Consider the following 14758-nt stretch of genomic DNA (forward strand, 5'->3'; position numbering starts at 1 on the left):
GCACGGTGTCGCGTGCAGCCCGCGGATGCACGATGTGGTGTGCGCCGCCGGGCGCACGATGTGGTGTGCGCCACCCGGGCGCACGAGAACGCGGGCGAGGGATGCTCCCCCGCCCGCGTTCACCGGGTCAGGACTGGGTCTTGACCTTGATCGAGCCGTCGATGATGCCGGCCTTCACGTCGTCGAGCTCGCCCTGCAGGCCCTTGTCGACCTTGGACTCGAAGTCGTGGAACGGCGCGATGCCGACGCCGTCGTTCTCGAGGGTGCCCACGTACGGGTCCTTCGAGAACTTGTCGTCAGCCGCCTGCTCGACGACGTCCTTCACGGCCGGGCGCATGCCCTTCTCGACCGAGGTGAAGGCGATGTCCTTGTAGCGGGGGTCGGCCTCGTAGAGGTCGCTGTCCGCACCGATCAGGACGGAGCCGTTGTCGGCGTCCTTGATGGCCTCGGCAGCGGACTGGTAGATCGGGCCACCGACGGGGAGGATCACGTCGGCGTCCTGGTCGAGGAGCGTCTGCGCGACCGACTTGGCCTGCGTGCCGGCCTCGAAGCCACCGGTGAAGGAGCCCTTGCCGGTGTCGACGTTCCAGCCGACGACCTTGACGTCCTTGTCCTTCTGCTCGTTGTAGTACTTCACGCCGTCCGCGAAGCCGTCCATGAAGATGGTGACGGTCGGGATCTGCATGCCACCGAAGGTGCCGACGACGCCGGTCTTCGAGTAGGACGCCGCCGCGTAGCCGGCGAGGAACGCCGCCTGCGAGGTGTCGAACGTGATCGGCTTGACGTTCTTCGCGTCGATCGAGTTGTCGTCGATGATCGCGAAGTCGGTGTCGGGGTTCGCAGCGGCCTGCTTCTTCGTGGCGTCGGCCAGGTTGAAGCCGACGGTCACGACGAGGTTGCAGTTCTGGCCGATGAGCTGCTCGATGTTCGAGTCGTAGACGGTGGCGTCCTTCGACTCGGCCTCCTTGTAGGTGGCGCCGAGTTCCTTGGCGGCGTCCTTCATGCCCTCGTAGCCGAGCTGGTTGAACGACTTGTCGTCGAACCCACCGGCGTCGGAGACCATGCAGGGGCGGAAGTCGGTCTTCTTCGCCGTGTCGGTGGTGGACGGCGCCGAGGCGCAGCCGGCCAGGACGGCGACGGTGCCGGCGAGCGCGAGGCCGCTGAGGACGACCTGTCGGGTACGAGATGTCACGGGTTGGTTCCTCCGGGGAGCGTGCCCGGACCACGTGCGTTCCGGGCGATCGTGGCGACAGTACACGACCGTCGGGTCGGTACAGGACCCGTTGCGGGGGTCCTGCGGATCGGTTACGGGATCGCGACCCCGCCGAAACGCGCCCGTAACGCGGGGCCGCCCGCTCACCCCCAGTTCGAGGGGTTTGTCGGTGGAGCGCTACAGGACGTCGCCGCGGCCGCTGATCTTCAGGGCATCCACGACGCCCTTGACCCGCTGTGCGTTCGCGCTCGTGGTGACGAGCAGCGCGTCCGGGGTGTCCACGACGACGATGTCCTCGACGCCGATGAGCGAGATGAGCCGCTGGCTGTGCGAGATCACGATGCCGCTCGACGAGTCCGCCAGGATGCGCGCACCGTCCCCGAGCACCGCGAGGTTGTTCGGCCGGCCGCCGGACTGCAGCTTGGCGAGCGAGGCGAAGTCGCCCACGTCGTCCCAGTCGAAGTCGCCGGGGACGACCGCCATGCGTCCGGCGGCTGCAGCCGGCTCGGCGACCGTGTAGTCGATGGCGATCTTCTCGAGCATCGGCCACACGGCGTCGACGACGGCGCCGCGCGCCGAGGTGTCCCAGGCGTCGGCGAGTTCGTTGATGCCCGCCAGCAGCTCGGGCTTCGTCCGGCCGATCTCGGCGAGCAGCACGTCGGCGCGCGCGATGAACATGCCGGCGTTCCAGAGGTAGTTGCCCTGCTCGACGTACGAGCGGGCGGTGTCGAGGTCCGGCTTCTCGACGAAGGACTTCACCGCGTGTGCGGTCGGGGCACCCTCGATGTCGAGCGCCGCGGTGTCGGCGTTGATGTACCCGAAGCCGATCGCGGGTTCCGTCGGGGTGATGCCGATGGTGGTGACGTAGCCGGCACGGGCGACGGCGACGGCCTCGCGCACCGAACGACGGAAGCCGCGGGCGTCACCGATGACGTGGTCGGCGGCGAACGAGCCGATGACGACGTCGGGCTCGCGGCGCACCAGGATCGCCGCGGCCAGGCCGATGGCCGCCGTGGAGTCCTTCGGCTCGCTCTCGAGCACCACGTTGTGGTCCTCGACGCCGGGCAGCTGCGACTCCACCGCGACCCGGTGCGCACGGCCGGTGACGACCATGATCCGCTGGTCGCCGGCGAGCGGCGCCAGACGGTCCCAGGTCTGCCGCAGCAGCGAGGTGCCGGATCCCGTCAGGTCGTGCAGGAACTTGGGTGCGTCCGCGCGCGACAACGGCCACAGGCGCGATCCGATGCCCCCTGCGGGGATGATCGCGTAGAAGTCTTCGAGAGCGTCAGCCACGCGCTCACCGTACCGCCCCCGCCGGGCGGATCCTGGGTGGTCTCCGCACGATTCCCGCATGCGGCCTCCCGCAGGGCTCCGTCCGGCGTCCGCACCGGAGGGCGTCGCGTTGTTCACCCGGCGCGCGCGTCCCGTTCACGTCGTCGGCCCCGCCGGGTCACGTCACGCCCGGAGCATGGGCAGCACCATGAGCGCACGCAGCGTGGAGCGCGGCACGTCCCCCCGGACCGTCGCCGTCGTGACCGAGAGCTTCCTGCCCACCCTCAACGGCGTGACCACCAGTGTCCTGGCGGTCCTCGACCACCTGGAACGACGGGGTCACCGCGCGGTCGTGATCGCCCCGGACACCCCCGGCCTGGCGCAGTTCCGGTCGCGCAGCGCCGTCGAGCGCTACCGCTCCTTCGACGTCCACCGCATCCCCGCCGTCGCCTACCGCCAGTTCCCGGTGGCACTCCCCCACCCGGTGCTCGACACGATCCTCGCCGCCTCCGGCGCCGACGTGCTCCACGCCGCCAGTCCGTTCCTGCTGGGTGGGCGCGCGATCACGGCAGCCGGGAGGCTCGGCATCCCCTCCGTCGCCGTCTTCCAGACCGACGTGGCCGGGTTCGCCCGCCGCAACGGCCTGACCGCGACCGTCCCGTTGGTGCGGAAGATCCTCGGACGCATCCACGCCGGCGCCTCGCTGACGCTCGCCCCGTCGAGCGCGACGACCACGATGCTCGCCGAGGAGGGCGTGCCCCGCGTCGCCCGCTGGGGTCGCGGCGTCGACACCGAGCTGTTCCACCCCGCGCGCCGGTCGACCGGGCACGTGCGGGCACTCCGCCGCCGCCTGGCCCCGAACGGCGAGACCATCGTCGGGTACGTCGGACGCCTGGCCCCGGAGAAGGAGGTCGAGCGGCTCGCCGAACTCGGCGGCGTCCCCGGCATCCGGGTCGTCGTGGCCGGAGGGGGTCCGTCGCGGGCCATGCTCGAACGGCGGCTCCGGCACCTCGACGTCACCTTCACGGGCCCCCTGCGCGGCGACGCACTCGCCGACGCGTACGCGTCGCTCGACCTGTTCGTGCACACCGGTCCGGCCGAGACCTTCGGGCAGACCCTGCAGGAGGCCCACGCCTCCGGCCTGCCGGTGATCGCACCGGCTTCAGGCGGCCCGCTCGACCTGGTCGCCCCGGGGCTCGACGGCGAGCTCTACGACGCCGATGCCCCGCAGGCCCTGCGGCACGCGGTCCTGCGACTGCACCACGACCGCGCGCTGGCGGAGCGGATGGGTTCCGCCGGTCGGCTCCGCGTCGAGGGCACCACCTGGGAGGCCGTCGGTGACCAGCTCCTCGACCACCACGACACGGCCCGCACCATCGGCGCGCCGCCCGTCGGACGGGGCCTCCGGGCAGGTCGGGACGAGAAGGTCAGCGCCCGCGCATAGGATGGGTCGTGTTCCACACGAACACGAACGGCAAGGGCTCGCCGATCGGGCGAGCCCGTCCTATGGAAGGACGAGCTCATGGCTGAGCACACCGGCGGGGGTACGGCGACCGCGGTGCCCGACGTCTCGATCGAAGCCCCGCGGGCTTCTCGGACGCCACAGGGCACGCTCTACCGCGGTTCGATCGGGATGTGGTCGTGGGTCCTCCACCGCATCACCGGCGTCGCGATCTACTTCTTCCTGCTCGTGCACATCCTCGACACGGCGCTCGTGCGGCTCTCCCCAGAGGCGTACAACGCGGTCATCGGCACGTACAAGACCCCGATCATGAACCTCGGCGAAATCGCCCTCGTCATGGCCATCGTGTTCCACGCCTTCAACGGCCTGCGGATCATCCTGATCGACTTCTGGTCGAAGGGCCCGAAGTACCAGCGGGCCATGTTCTGGATCGTCATGGTCCTGTGGGCGGTGGCGATCGCGGGCTTCCTGCCCCGCCAGCTCATGAACCTCGTCGCGGACTTCAACTGAGGGGCACGAACATGACCACGCAGATCGTCGAACCTCCCCGCTCGGCCGCAGCCGCCCGCAGCACCACCAACTGGGAGAAGTGGGGCTGGATCTACATGCGCGCCTCGGGCGTGCTGCTCGTCGTGCTGATCTTCGGCCACCTCTTCGTCAACATGGTGGCCGGCGAGGGCGTCAAGCAGATCGACTTCGCCTTCGTCGCCGGCAAGTGGGCCAACCCCTTCTGGCAGGTCTGGGACTCGCTCATGCTGGTCCTCGCCCTCATCCACGGCTCGAACGGCATGCGCACGATCGTCAACGACTACGTGTCGAAGCCCGGCATCCGCAAGACGCTCCTCGTCGCGATCCTGGCCGCCTGCGTCGTGCTGATCGTCCTCGGGCTCCTCGTCTGCTGGACGTTCGACCCGTGCCCCGCCGGCGCCGCTGCCGCCGACCTGCCGTCCTTCTGCCCGGCGCAGTAGCACCACCACCGTTGCTGCCCGCGTTCCCACCGTCTACGGAAAGACCCCTGTGACCGAGACCACCGTCCACCACCACCAGTTCGACATCGTCATCATCGGCGCCGGAGGCGCGGGTATGCGAGCCGCGATCGAAGCCGGCCCGAAGGCGAAGACGGCCGTCATCTCGAAGCTCTACCCCACCCGGTCGCACACCGGTGCGGCGCAGGGCGGGATGGCCGCGGCCCTCGCGAACGTCGAAGAGGACTCGTGGGAGTGGCACACCTTCGACACGATCAAGGGCGGCGACTACCTGGTCGACCAGGACGCCGCCGAGATCCTCGCGAAAGAGGCGATCGACGCCGTCATCGACCTCGAGAACATGGGCCTGCCGTTCAACCGCACGCCCGAGGGCAAGATCGACCAGCGCCGTTTCGGTGGGCACACCCGCGACCACGGCAAGTCCCCGGTCCGCCGGGCCTGCTACGCCGCCGACCGCACCGGGCACATGATCCTGCAGACGCTGTTCCAGAACTGCGTGAAGCTCGGCGTCGAGTTCTACAACGAGTTCTACGCGCTCGACCTCATCATGGTCGACGTCGTCGGTGACGACGGTGTCACCCGCCAGCAGCCGGCCGGCGTCGTCGCGTTCGAGCTCGCGACCGGTGAGCTGCACGTCTTCCACGCCAAGGCGATGATCTTCGCGACCGGCGGCTTCGGCAAGATGTACAAGACCACCTCGAACGCGCACACCCTGACCGGCGACGGCGTCGGCATCGTGTGGCGCAAGGGCCTGCCGCTCGAGGACATGGAGTTCTTCCAGTTCCACCCGACCGGACTCGCCGGGCTCGGCATCCTGCTGACCGAGGGTGCCCGTGGCGAGGGCGCGATCCTCCGGAACGCCTCGGGCGAGCGCTTCATGGAGCGGTACGCCCCCACCATCAAGGACCTCGCACCGCGTGACATCGTCGCGCGCTGCATGGTGCAGGAAGTGGCCGAGGGTCGGGGTGCCGGACCGAACAAGGACTACGTGCTGCTCGACTGCACGCACCTGGGGGCCGAGGTCCTCGAGACGAAGCTGCCGGACATCACCGAGTTCGCCCGCACGTACCTCGGCGTCGACCCGGTCGTCGAGCCGGTGCCCGTCATGCCGACCGCGCACTACGCGATGGGCGGGATCCCGACGAACGTCAAGGCCGAGGTCCTGTACGACAACACCACCGTCGTCCCCGGCCTGTACGCCGCCGGCGAGTGCGCCTGCGTCTCCGTGCACGGCTCCAACCGCCTCGGCACCAACTCGCTGCTCGACATCAACGTCTTCGGCAAGCGCTCGGGCAACAACGCCGCCGAGTGGGTCCAGACCGCCGAGTTCCTCCCCCTGCCGGAAGACCCGGCGGCCGGCGTCCGCGGCATGCTCGACCAGCTCCGTGCCTCGACCGGCACCGAGCGCGTCTCCGCCCTCCGCAAGGAACTGCAGGAGGAGATGGACAAGAACGCGCAGGTGTTCCGCACGGACGAGTCGCTCGCCCGTGTCACCGAGACCCTGCACACGCTCCGCAACCGCTTCATGCAGGTCTCCGTGCAGGACAAGGGCAAGCGGTTCAACACCGACCTGCTCGAGGCCGTCGAGCTCGGGTTCCTGCTCGACCTGGCCGAGGTCGTCGTCTACTCCGCGCGCAACCGCAAGGAGAGCCGCGGCGGCCACATGCGCGACGACTACCCGAAGCGCGACGACGAGAACTACATGCAGCACACCATGGCGTACCTGACGGGCGACCCGCACTCGTCACTCGCCGACGACCACATCACGCTCGACTGGAAGCCCGTCGTCATCACGCGGTACCAGCCGATGGAGAGGAAGTACTGAGATGACCGACACCCTGGTCTCCGAGGCACCCCGCACCGACACCGTGCAGGACGCCCCTCCCGGATCCTTCTCCGTCACGGTCATCGTCCGTCGCTTCGACCCCGACGTCGACGACGAGCCGCGCTGGCAGGACTTCGACGTCATGATGCTGCCGACCGACCGCATCCTCGACGCCCTGCACAAGATCAAGTGGGAGCAGGACGGGTCCCTGACCTTCCGCCGCTCGTGCGCACACGGCGTCTGCGGGTCCGACGCCATGCGCATCAACGGTCGCAACCGCCTGGCGTGCAAGACCCTGATCAAGGACCTCGACGTCTCGAAGCCGATCTACGTCGAGGCGATCAAGGGCCTGCCGCTCGAGAAGGACCTCGTCGTCGACATGGAGCCCTTCTTCCAGAGCTACCGCGAGGTGCAGCCGTTCCTGCAGTCCTCGTCAGCCCCGACGCCCGGCAAGGAGCGTGTGCAGTCCGTCGCCGACCGCGCCCGCTTCGACGACACCACGAAGTGCATCCTCTGCGCCGCGTGCACGTCGTCCTGCCCGGTGTTCTGGACCGACGGGCAGTACTTCGGCCCCGCCGCGATCGTGAACGCACACCGCTTCATCTTCGACTCCCGCGACGACGCCGCGAACGTCCGTCTCGACATCCTCAACGACAAGGAAGGCGTCTGGCGCTGCCGCACGACCTTCAACTGCACCGACGCGTGCCCCCGCGGCATCCAGGTGACGAAGGCGATCTCCGAGGTCAAACAGGCGATCATGCGCGGCCGGGCGTAGTCCCGGCTCCGTCCAAGGCCCAGCACCACGTCGACCGATAGGCTCCCGACCATGACGTTCGCGGACACCCGCCCCATCCTCGACCAGCTCGGCTACACGACCCGGTACGTGCAGCTCCCCGGCGAGACCCTGCACGAACCGCCGGTCGAGGGGGCGCTCCGCATCGTCCAGACCGACGCTTCCGGCTACGCGCTCGAGGTCGTCGACTACGGCACGGCTCGTCGTCTCGCGCAGGCCACAGGCGAGGACGACGCGGTCGAGATGCTGCGCCGGTTCCTGAACCGTCCGTTCCCGGAGCCGCGCGACATCCCCCGCCACGAGCTCGAGGGGCTCCGCGACCGCGCGGCGTCGACCTACCCGCAGCTCGCGCAGCAGGTCGCGCAGGCCGGCGAGCAGGGGCTGACCATCCAGATCCCGGCCGGTGTCCCCGTCGACCGCATCGGTGGCCCGGACGGCTACCTGCTGCACCCGCTCGACACCCCACTGCCCAGCCGGTCACTGCCCCCGCACGTGACCTCCTCGCCGGAAACCCACCGGTACGTCGTTGACCGGCCGTTCCTGGTGAACGTCCGCTTCGTCCAGCCGTGGTTCGAGCAGCCGGGCGGCGCCCTGCGCTTCCAGATCGCCGACCCGTCGGCCACCGTGCGTGACCTGGTGGTCGACGGCGCGCTCGTCCGCCTCCGGGTCGTCTGAGCGCACCGATACACGAACAGCCCGCCCCGCGCTCGACGCGTGGGGCGGGCTGTTCTCGTTCGTGGAGCTACCGCAGGTCGGGGCGGTCGTACCGCGCACCGGCCGGGTTCGACGGCAGGCAGCCGAACACGATGGCTGCGGGGCTCGCGATGAGCGACACGAGCCAGAGCGGGCCCGGCAGGTTCGCGTCGTGGAGCCGGCGCCACGCGAGTGCCAGGTTCGGCACGAGGGTGGCGAGACACCACAGCCCGAAGAGCCCGAGCAGCACGAAGGCGAACGGCGAAGGCGCCCCCGACACGTCGCGCGAGTACCCGTAGTCGTCCACGACGGTGGTCGACGGGCTGGTGGCGATCAGCAGGGCGATGAAGCCCCCGTAGAGCACGATCGTGACGATGGCGTTGGCCAGGAACCAGTACCAGTACTCACTGCGACCGGCACGGCCGTCGAAGCGGGCGTACTTCTTGAAGAACCGGAGGAAGGCGTCGAGGAACCCGATGCCGTACCAGGGGGCCCACAGCGGCGGAACGCCGTCCGGGCCGACCGGTATCGGCTCCGCCAGCTGCGGGTACCCACGAACGTACGGCTGGGCGTACTGCTGGTACGGCTGCTGCCCGTAGCCGGGCTGCTGCCCGTAGCCGGGCTGCTGCCCGTAGCCGGGCTGCTGTCCGTACCCGGGCTGCTGTCCGTACCCAGGCTGCTGCCCGTACCCAGGCTGCTGCCCGTACCCAGGCTGCTGCCCGTACCCAGGCTGCTGCCCGTACCCAGGCTGCTGCCCGTACCCGGGCTGCGCGCCGTCCCCCGGCTGTCCCTGCTGCTGATCGCCGCCGGGCTGGCCCCACTGGGGCGTCCCGTCGTTGCTCATCGGCTCGAGACGGGGCGGTCGTACCGCGCGCCCTGCGGGTTCGAGGGCAGCAGGCCGAAGACGATTCCGACGATGCCGACGAAGAGGGCGATGATCCACAGCGCACCGGGGAGGTTCGCATCGTGCAGCCGGCGCCAGCCGAGGGCGAGCGTCGGAACGATGATCGCGAGGCCCCAGAGCAGGAACAGGATGCCCGAGATGACGAACAGCGCCGACGGCTCGGTGACGGTCGACTGGACGCTGGTGGACGTCGCGGTCGACATCGACACGGTCGAGCGCTCCGAGGTGCCGATACCGATGCCGTACAGGATGCTGAGGACGATGACCACGATCGCGTTGGCGAGGTACCACCACCAGAACTCGCTCCGGCTGGCACGACCGCTGAACGTGGCGTACTTCTTGAAGAAGCGGCCGACGGCCTTGCCGAACGAGATCCCGTACCACGGCGCCCAGAGCGGCGGTTCACCGTTCGGTCCGGTCGGCGGCTGCTGGCCGTACTGCGGTGCGCCGCCGTACTGCGGTGCGCCACCGAACTGGGCGTTCGGCTGGTTGTTCGGATCCTGCGGGTACTGGTCGCTCACGTGGTCCCCCTCGAGTGTTGGCTGATGGTCGCGTCTGAGTCAACCAGAACTGCCGAACGGCGGTCAGGACCGGTACCGCGCGTCACCCCTGCAGCGGACGGTCGTACTGCTGCCCCTGCGGGTTCGACGACATCAGGCCGATGATCAGCGAGAACAGGATGCCGATCGGCGGGATGATGAACAACAGGGCGAGCAGGCCACTGAGGTTGACGTCGTGCAGCCGTCGCACGGTCAGCGCGATGAAGCCGAGCGCGCAGGCCAGGCTCCAGAGGCTGCCGAGTCCGTCCGAACCGTCGTCGACGAACGGCAGCACGTCGAACCCGCTCCCGATGATGCCGGCGGCAGCCGAACCGATCAGGTACCAGAGCGCCCAGAACCAGTACTCCGACTGACTGGCCCGACCGTCGAAGCGCACGTACTTCTTCCAGAAGCGCAAGAACGCCTGGGGGAAGGGGATGCCGTACCAGGGTGCCCAGAGCGGTGGCTCGGACCTCCCACCACTCGCTCGACCCGGACCGGGCTGCCCGTACTGCCCCGGAGGCTGCTGCCCCCACGGTTGCTGTCCGTACGGGCCCTGCTGCTGGCCGTACGGGTCACGGGGCGGGTACTGGTCGCTCATCGGTGGGTTCCTTCCGGCGCGGCTGTCGGTCCACACAGAGTGTGGCACTCCCCCGCCCCGGTGAGCGTCATCCGCCCGGACGACACCTGACCCGACCGAGGACCTGGCCCGACGATGCTGTCAGGGCAGGAGCGCGAGCTTGCCCCCGGGGTGCCCGGACTCCAGCAGCTCCGCCGCCGCCTTCGCCTCGGCCAGCGGGAAGGTCCGCGCCACCGGGACCTCGAGCTGTCCGGCACCGGCGAGGTCGATGAGCCGCTGCCGCACCGAGTCCCGGAACGCCTTGCTGGCCGGCTGCGCGCCGCCCACCGCGGCGATCCCGTCCGATGCGGCCCGCGCCTGCGCGGCGATCGTCACGATCCGTGACCGGTCCGCGACCAACGCGAGCGAGACGTCGACGGCCTCGTCGGTACCGACGCAGTCCAGTGCCACGTCGATGCCGGAGGGTGCGAGATCACGGACACGCGCCTCCAGGCCGTCGCCGTACGCGACCCACTCGCCACCGAAGCGTCGCACGACGTCCGCACCACGCTCCGACGCGGTGCCGATGACGCGGGTGCCGAGCAGCCGCAGCTGCTGGAGCAGGCTGACGCCGACCGCGCCCGAGGCGCCGTGCACCAGGACGGTGTCACGCCCCTCGGCGCGGGTGACGCGGAGCATGTCGGCGGCGGTCGAGCCGGCGAGGAGCAGGTTGGCGGCCTCCGGGAAGCCGAGCGAAGCGGGCTTCGCGAAGACGTCGGCCGCGGGCACCGTGACCGACTCGGCCCAGCCGCCGCTGACGCGGAAGGCGAGGACCTCGTCGCCGACCGCTCCCCCACCGGACGCGATCTCGGTGTCGGGGCCGACGGCGGACAGGAAGCCGGCGACCTCGTACCCGACGGCGATCGGCAGGTCCGCGGCGTCGCCCTGGCGGGTGTGCTTGGTGTCTGCGGGGTTCATGCCGGCGGCGCGGACGGCGATCGTGACCTCGCCGGTGCTGGGTGCCGGCACCTCGGTGTCGACGTACTCCAGGACTTCGCTGCCGCCGAACCGTGGGGCCACCCAGTGCTTCGTCATGCGGGCGACGGTACGCGTCGCGACCCCGGAACGGACGGGAGGCCCGTCACCAGCTGGTGACGGGCCTCCCGTTCGTCCGTGCGGACGTCGTCAAGCCGTCCTTGCGGACGTCCTCAGGCGCGCGCGGACCGGATCCGCTCGGTGAACGCGGCGTGGAGCGGGTGCTCCGCGGCGAGACCGGTGATCTGCGTGGCCACGTCCGCGTCGGACGCGTCCGATGCCAACAGCGCCTGCAGCTCGACGCTCTGCTCGTCGTCCGCGACGTCGAAGCGGAGCGCCGCGGCCATCGCGTCGAGGAGCGCGGTCGGCTCGGTGCCGTCCTCGGCCAGTGCGGCGGCGGGCGAGACAAACCGCTCGTCGCGCGACAGCTTGCGGAGCGGCTGACGGCCGACGCGGGTCACCGTGTCGGGCAGGTGCGGGTTCTCGAACCGGCCGATGATCGCCTGCACGTACGCGCGGTGCACCTCGGGGTCGAGCTCGTGCCGGCGGATGAGCAGGTCGCTCGTCTCGGCGAGCACGGACTCGAGCTCGGAGCGCACGGCGGGGATGGCGATGGCGTCCGAGATCTTGTCGGCCCCGGCGACGAAGCCGTGGTACGCGACGGTGGCGTGCCCGGTGTTGACGGTGAAGAGCTTGCGCTCGATCGACGCCGCGAGGCCGTCGACGTAGTGCGCGCCGGGGATCTCCGGCTCGTTCCCACCGAACGGCGTGCGGTCGATGGCCCACTCGAAGTAGGTCTCGACGGTCACGTCGAGTCCGCCGCCCTCGGGCTGCGCGGGCACGATGCGGTCGACGGCGGTGTTCGCGAAGACGGCCTTGGCCAGGGCTGCGTCGCGGCCGTCCTCGGGCAGGGCCGCGACGATGAACTCGCGCAGGCGGTCGGTGGCGTTGAGGGCGTTCTCGCACGCCATGACGGCGATCGGTGCGGCGTCCGCGTCGCGGGCGACGAGCGCACGGGCGATGACCGGGGCGATGAACTTCAGGACGTTCGGGCCGACGGCGCACGTGACGATCGCGGCCTTCGCGATCTCGGCGACCACGCCGTCCTCGTCCTGGGCGCTGTTCAGCGCGCGGAAGTTCGTGACCTCGTGGTCCTGGGCGCCTGCCCCGACCTCGTGCACGGTGTACGAGTCGGCTGCGGCCAGGGCGTCGATGAGCGGTGCGGCGACGTCGGCGAAGACGACCTCGTACCCGGCCTCGTGGAGCAGGAGCCCGACGAAGCCACGGCCGATGTTGCCGGCGCCGAAGTGGACGGCGGTGCTGGTGCTCACTCGTTGACCTCGCCGAGGATCGAGAGGATCGCAGCGGTGTCGGCCGCGTCGGTGAGCTTCTGGACCTCGTCCTCGTCGGAGAACACGATCGCGATCTTCGACAGGATGTCGAGGTGCTCGTTGTTCACGCCGGCGATGCCGACGACGAAGCGCACGGGGTTGCCGTCCCAGTCGATCGGGCTGGCGTAGCGGATGAACGACAGGGCGGACGACTTGATCGCGTCCTTCGCGTCGTTGGTGCCGTGCGGGATGGCGAGGAAGTTGCCCATGTAGGTGGACACGCTCTTCTCACGCTCGAGCATGGCCGGGTAGTAGTCGGCCGTGACCGCGCCCGCAGCCTCGAGGATCTCGGCCGCCTCCTTCATCGCTTCCGACTTGGTCGGCGCGGTGTCCTCGGTGTGGATGCGGATCTGGCTCTCCTGCAGGACGGGCATCGGGGGTTCTCCTTGTGTTGAGGACGAGATGGAGGGGACGGGTCAGCCCCGTCCCCTCCGATACTGCACTTCGTTACTGGTTGTGGCGTTACTGGTTCTTCAGCTGCTCGACGACCTGGTCGTACTGCGGAGCGTTCATGAAGTTGCCGACCGACACGTGCTGCGCGTTCGGGTTCTTCTGCTTCGCGCGGTCCGTCAGTTCTTCCTGCGTGATGATCAGGTCCTCGTCACCGGACAGGTTCGCGATCGCCTTGTTGGAGACCGTGACCCCTTCGATGCCCGCCTTCTTGATCTTGTTGCGCAGGACGCTGGCGCCCATCGCACTCGAGCCCATGCCGGCGTCGCAGGCGAAGACCAGGTTCTGGACCTTCGTCGCCGTCGCCGTGCTCGCCGAGCCGACGCCGCCGAGGGAGGCCTCGGCCTCTTCCTCGTTGGCCGGGGAGTTGTTGCCGAGCAGGCCGGCGGTCGCCGAGTTGACGTCGCGGCCCTTGTTCGCCTGGAGCTTCGCCATGGCGGCGCTCATGTCACCGCCACCGTTCGCCAGGTCGCGCTTGCGGCTGGCGAGGAGGAAGAAGGACGAGACCGCGAACGACACCGCGGCGGACAGGATGACCGACAGGATCACGCCGAGGAAGCTGTTGCGCTCCGTGGCGCCGAGCACCGCGAAGATCGAGCCGGGCGACGCCGGGGCGACGAGGCCGGACTGGAACGCGACGTTCGTGGCGACACCCGTGGCACCACCGAGGATGACGGCGATGAACAGGACCGGCTTCTGCAGCACGTACGGGAAGTAGATCTCGTGGATGCCACCGAAGAACTGGATGATGATCGCGCCGGGAGCGGTCGAGCGGGCGATGCCGACACCGAAGAAGGTGAAGGCGAGCAGCAGACCGAGGCCGGGGCCGGGGTTCGCCTCGAGCAGGAAGAGGATGCTCTTGCCCGACTCCTTCACCTGGTCGGCCCCGAGCTGGTCGAGCACACCGTGGTTGATGGCGTTGTTCAGGAAGAACACCTTGGCCGGCTCGATGATGACACTGGCGATCGGCAGGAGCGAGTGCTGCACGAGGAAGTCCACCATGTCGCCGAGGCCTTCGGCGATGAGCTTGAACAGCGGCGCGAGCCAGAAGAAGCCGACCATCGCGAGGGCGAAGCCCAGGATCCCGGCCGCGTAGTTGTTGACGAGCATCTCGAAGCCGGGCTTGATCTTGCCGTCCCAGATCTTGTCGATCTGCTTGATCAGGTAGGCACCGAGCGGCCCGCAGATCATCGCGCCGAGGATCATCGTGGTGCCGTTGGCGCCGATGATGACGCCCATGGTCATGATCGAACCGACGACCGCACCGCGGGTGTCGTAGACCATCCGGCCGCCCTGGATGGCGATCGCGAGCGGGATCAGGTAGGTCAGGATCGGGCCGACGAGGCCGGGGTTGGCGACGCCGGCCGTCTCACCGAACCCGCCGAGGACGCCGACGGGCGTCCAGCCGGTCTCGATGAAGAAGGCGGTGATGATGCCCCACGCGATGAAGATCGCGATGTTGGGCATGACCATGCCGGAGAGGAACGTGCCGAACTTCTGAACGGCGACGCGTCCGCCGCCCCGCGACTTCGCGGGTGCGTCGGGCGCTGCAACGGACGACGTTGTCATGTGCGGTGACTTTCTGTGTGGTGGAGCTGCTGCGTGGTGCTGGGAGGGGTGGTGCTGGGGGTGGTGG

At 69.5% G+C, this 14758-nt stretch carries 15 protein-coding genes; 6 read left to right on the forward strand and 9 right to left on the reverse strand.

Features of this window, described 5'->3' with window-relative positions:
• Positions 1-127: 127 nt before the first annotated feature.
• Positions 128-1192, reverse strand: a complete 1065-nt coding sequence (locus HP445_RS08660) for a BMP family lipoprotein (protein ID WP_111022309.1) — start codon at positions 1190-1192, stop codon at positions 128-130.
• 198 nt (positions 1193-1390) lie between these two features.
• Positions 1391-2506, reverse strand: coding sequence for a mannose-1-phosphate guanylyltransferase (locus HP445_RS08665; RefSeq protein ID WP_071244281.1), 1116 nt, complete (start codon positions 2504-2506; stop codon positions 1391-1393).
• 187 nt (positions 2507-2693) lie between these two features.
• Between HP445_RS08665 and HP445_RS08670 the strand changes: the two genes are divergently transcribed.
• The 6 genes from HP445_RS08670 to HP445_RS08695 all read left to right on the forward strand — a co-directional run bounded on the left by HP445_RS08670 (position 2694) and on the right by HP445_RS08695 (position 8226).
• Positions 2694-3929 (forward strand): glycosyltransferase family 4 protein, encoded by a 1236-nt coding sequence (locus tag HP445_RS08670; protein WP_241660440.1) that lies wholly within the window; start codon positions 2694-2696, stop codon positions 3927-3929.
• Positions 3930-4007: 78 nt separating this feature from the next.
• Positions 4008-4457: a succinate dehydrogenase, cytochrome b556 subunit gene (sdhC, locus tag HP445_RS08675; protein ID WP_017888739.1), complete on the forward strand. Its 450-nt coding sequence runs from the start codon at positions 4008-4010 to the stop codon at positions 4455-4457.
• A gap of 11 nt (positions 4458-4468) precedes the next feature.
• Positions 4469-4915: a succinate dehydrogenase, hydrophobic membrane anchor protein gene (gene sdhD / locus HP445_RS08680; protein WP_027466446.1), complete on the forward strand. Its 447-nt coding sequence runs from the start codon at positions 4469-4471 to the stop codon at positions 4913-4915.
• Between the two features lie 49 nt (positions 4916-4964).
• Positions 4965-6758 carry a succinate dehydrogenase flavoprotein subunit gene (sdhA, locus tag HP445_RS08685; RefSeq protein WP_027466445.1) on the forward strand — a complete coding sequence of 598 codons (1794 nt, stop codon included), beginning with the start codon at positions 4965-4967 and terminating at the stop codon, positions 6756-6758.
• Between the two features lies 1 nt (position 6759).
• The gene (locus tag HP445_RS08690; protein WP_017888736.1) at positions 6760-7533 is read left to right on the forward strand and encodes a succinate dehydrogenase iron-sulfur subunit; all 774 of its coding nucleotides are present in this window, start codon (positions 6760-6762) and stop codon (positions 7531-7533) included.
• Positions 7534-7584: 51 nt separating this feature from the next.
• Complete coding sequence (locus HP445_RS08695; RefSeq protein ID WP_071244287.1) at positions 7585-8226, forward strand: TNT domain-containing protein; 642 nt, start codon at positions 7585-7587, stop codon at positions 8224-8226.
• A gap of 67 nt (positions 8227-8293) precedes the next feature.
• On the opposite strand, the gene HP445_RS08700 is transcribed toward HP445_RS08695, so the two are convergent.
• The 7 genes from HP445_RS08700 to HP445_RS08730 form a co-directional block, all read right to left on the reverse strand.
• Positions 8294-9088 carry a DUF805 domain-containing protein gene (locus HP445_RS08700; RefSeq protein ID WP_175330803.1) on the reverse strand — a complete coding sequence of 265 codons (795 nt, stop codon included), beginning with the start codon at positions 9086-9088 and terminating at the stop codon, positions 8294-8296.
• Positions 9085-9669 (reverse strand): DUF805 domain-containing protein, encoded by a 585-nt coding sequence (locus HP445_RS08705; RefSeq protein ID WP_111225109.1) that lies wholly within the window; start codon positions 9667-9669, stop codon positions 9085-9087. The genes HP445_RS08700 and HP445_RS08705 overlap by 4 nt, the downstream gene beginning before the upstream one ends.
• A gap of 82 nt (positions 9670-9751) precedes the next feature.
• Entirely contained in the window at positions 9752-10288 is a 537-nt protein-coding gene (locus tag HP445_RS08710; protein WP_128781032.1) for a DUF805 domain-containing protein, read from the reverse strand.
• A 120-nt stretch (positions 10289-10408) separates the two neighbouring features.
• Positions 10409-11341 (reverse strand): NADP-dependent oxidoreductase, encoded by a 933-nt coding sequence (locus tag HP445_RS08715; protein ID WP_128781031.1) that lies wholly within the window; start codon positions 11339-11341, stop codon positions 10409-10411.
• Between the two features lie 113 nt (positions 11342-11454).
• A complete protein-coding gene (locus HP445_RS08720) occupies positions 11455-12612 on the reverse strand; it encodes a mannitol-1-phosphate 5-dehydrogenase (RefSeq protein WP_111031944.1) in 1158 nt (385 codons plus the stop codon).
• Positions 12609-13046: a PTS mannitol transporter subunit IIA gene (locus HP445_RS08725; RefSeq protein WP_071244331.1), complete on the reverse strand. Its 438-nt coding sequence runs from the start codon at positions 13044-13046 to the stop codon at positions 12609-12611. Before HP445_RS08725 ends, HP445_RS08720 begins: the two co-directional genes overlap by 4 nt.
• Positions 13047-13134: 88 nt before the next feature.
• Positions 13135-14691, reverse strand: a complete 1557-nt coding sequence (locus HP445_RS08730) for a PTS mannitol transporter subunit IIBC (RefSeq protein ID WP_163342633.1) — start codon at positions 14689-14691, stop codon at positions 13135-13137.
• Positions 14692-14758 lie beyond the last annotated feature (67 nt).

Source organism: Curtobacterium flaccumfaciens (assembly GCF_013359815.1).
In the GTDB taxonomy this organism is placed as follows: domain Bacteria; phylum Actinomycetota; class Actinomycetes; order Actinomycetales; family Microbacteriaceae; genus Curtobacterium; species Curtobacterium flaccumfaciens.